The following is a 2,214-nucleotide window of genomic DNA, read 5'->3' as shown; positions in this document are numbered from 1 at the left end:
TCTCGCTCTATAAATTTCTGCGCTAAATGAAATTTTACTCCGCATAGTTTGCGCTTCGTAAAATTCTAGCGCGCAAAATTTTGCTTAAAATTTCGCGCTTAACCCTTATTCTCAAATAACTCCGCGTGTTTGCCGCGCAAAAACTCGACCACGGCGATCACCTCGTCCGCGCCGCTAGCGTCCGAGTTTTCAAGCACCGTATCGATATTTTCGATATACAGCTGCGCCGCGTCGGCGAGCCGCTCGCGCTTGATGCCCGCATAAAGCAGCATCGCGTCAAGCAGGATGTTGATCTCGTAGATGAGGTCCTGCTCGGCGATTTTTTCGTCATTATTTTTCATCTTCTTCCTTTGAAATTTGAGTTTTTTTCTCGATTAGATCCACGATTTGCGCCTTTACGGCTTCGTACGAGCTAGCGTCCTTAAAGCCCGCAAACATCCCGCCGCTCGCGTTTACGTGCCCGCCGCCGCCTAGGAGCAGCTTTGCCATTTCGCTAACGTCGATTTTGCCGTCGGCGCGGAAGCTGAGCGTTTTTTTGCTCGTTACGTCGATAAAGAAATCAATATCGGGGTTTTGCGTCAAAAAGTCGTTGCCGATGACGCTTACGTTGCCGATATTGTAGGTCAAAATGCCCTTTTTATCGAGGTAGTCGATCTCGAAGCGCTGCTTTTGCGCGCTTAGGCGGGCGACTACGAAATGCGAGACGAGATTGCTTAGCGTATCGTCGCGCTCACTTTTAAAAAATTCTTTCTTTATACCGTGCAGCGCGCTATCTAGCGCGATGTGAGCGTCCGGCTCGTCTTGAAATTTAAAAATTTTTTCTAACAAGAAAAAGATATAATCCCTGCTCTCCCGCTCGAACATGATCTTATTGATCTCTTTTGCGCCCGAGACCATGCCGAGGCAGACTTTGCCGAGCTCAAACTCGCTCTGCTCCTTCAGCCAGATATCCACGGCGTTTACGACGCGCACGAGCTTATCCAGCCGCGGCGAGCCGCCGAACATCGCGCTGAAAAAATCATAGGTTATCTTCGTGGCGCAGCGCGAAGAGTCCAAAAAATACCACGGGAATTTCTTCGCGCACTCAAGCCCGCTTTGATGATGATCCAAAAGGATCATGCGGGCATTGCGACGTGCCAGCTCGCCGCTAAATTTCTCGCATTGCGCGGGCAGTAAATTTAGATCGGTGATTAAAACCAGGCTTTTTTCGTCCGTGTCCGTAGCGAGCCGCTCGTCGATACGGGCGAGGATGAGATCAAATTTTTCGTTTATCTCCTTGCCGTAGTTGGCGTTGAAAAATTCCACGTCCGTCAAGTAGTGCGCCGCGACGAACTGCGCGCCGTAGCCGTCTAGATCGGTGTGGCTGAGGTGATATATTTTCATTTGCGCTCTTTGCCGATGATGTCTGCTAGCGTGATCGTATCCATATACTCATCGACTTTCTCTTGAAGCTCGCCGAACATTAGATTGACGCGGCATAGCGTGCGACCGTTCGGGCAGGCGTCGATCCCCTCGGCGGTGCAGTCAAATACTGTCGCCTTGCGTCTTTCGGCGCTTTTGATGATCTCGCTTAGTGTGATCTCATCTGCATTGCGCGCGAGCACAAAGCCGCCTTTTGCGCCTTTGAAGGAATTTAGAAGTCCCGCGCGAGCTAAATTTTGTAAAATTTTAGCCAAAAAGCTGCGTGAAATTCCAAGCTCGCTAGAGATCGAATCGACATCCATTGATTCCTCCTTACCCGCGATGCAGATCATTGAAAGCAGGGCGTATTCGCTTGCTTTTGTAAAAAGCATTTGTTCTCTCCTTTGGTCTGAAAGCGTGCATTTTACACAAAGAAAGCAAAAATTTAGGTTAATTAAGTATAATCGCTTACTATTTTACCGATCAGGAGGTCATCATGGCTTTAGACACGGCTCAAAAGGCACAGATAGTTGCGAAATTCGCTAGAAGAGAGAGGGATACGGGCTCTGCGGAGGTGCAAATCGCGCTTCTTACCGAGAGGATCGCGCTTCTTACCACTCATTTGCAAGCAAATCCGAAAGATTTTTCATCTCGCTTAGGACTACTAAAGCTGGTAGGTCAGCGCAAAAGAATGATGAAATATCTCAAAAATAAAGACTACGCAGTTTATTCCAAGCTCGTTAGCGAGTTAAATTTAAGAGATAAATAAGCTCCTTTGCTCGCGGCGGCGTTTATTTCGCCCCGCGATTTATA

4 protein-coding genes are annotated in these 2,214 nt (G+C 48.4%); 1 reads left to right on the top strand and 3 read right to left on the bottom strand.

The window, feature by feature from the left end:
- Nucleotides 1–98: 98 nt before the first annotated feature.
- The 3 genes from Q0620_RS06135 to Q0620_RS06125 are packed head-to-tail and all read right to left on the bottom strand — an operon-like array spanning nt 99 to nt 1,793.
- A complete protein-coding gene (locus Q0620_RS06135; RefSeq protein WP_298783784.1) occupies nt 99–341 on the bottom strand; it encodes a hypothetical protein in 243 nt (80 codons plus the stop codon).
- A complete protein-coding gene (locus Q0620_RS06130; RefSeq protein ID WP_298783782.1) occupies nt 331–1,383 on the bottom strand; it encodes a 3'-to-5' oligoribonuclease B in 1,053 nt (350 codons plus the stop codon). The genes Q0620_RS06135 and Q0620_RS06130 overlap by 11 nt, the downstream gene beginning before the upstream one ends.
- Nucleotides 1,380–1,793: an Rrf2 family transcriptional regulator gene (locus Q0620_RS06125; RefSeq protein WP_177387765.1), complete on the bottom strand. Its 414-nt coding sequence runs from the start codon at nt 1,791–1,793 to the stop codon at nt 1,380–1,382. The genes Q0620_RS06130 and Q0620_RS06125 overlap by 4 nt, the downstream gene beginning before the upstream one ends.
- Before the next feature lie 104 nt (nt 1,794–1,897).
- On the opposite strand from Q0620_RS06125, the gene rpsO reads away from it, so the two are divergent.
- Nucleotides 1,898–2,170 (top strand): 30S ribosomal protein S15, encoded by a 273-nt coding sequence (gene rpsO / locus Q0620_RS06120; RefSeq protein ID WP_298783780.1) that lies wholly within the window; start codon nt 1,898–1,900, stop codon nt 2,168–2,170.
- Nucleotides 2,171–2,214 lie beyond the last annotated feature (44 nt).

This window comes from uncultured Campylobacter sp. (assembly GCF_938017615.1).
GTDB lineage: Bacteria > Campylobacterota > Campylobacteria > Campylobacterales > Campylobacteraceae > Campylobacter_B.
This window is presented reverse-complemented; position numbering and strand designations above follow the sequence as displayed.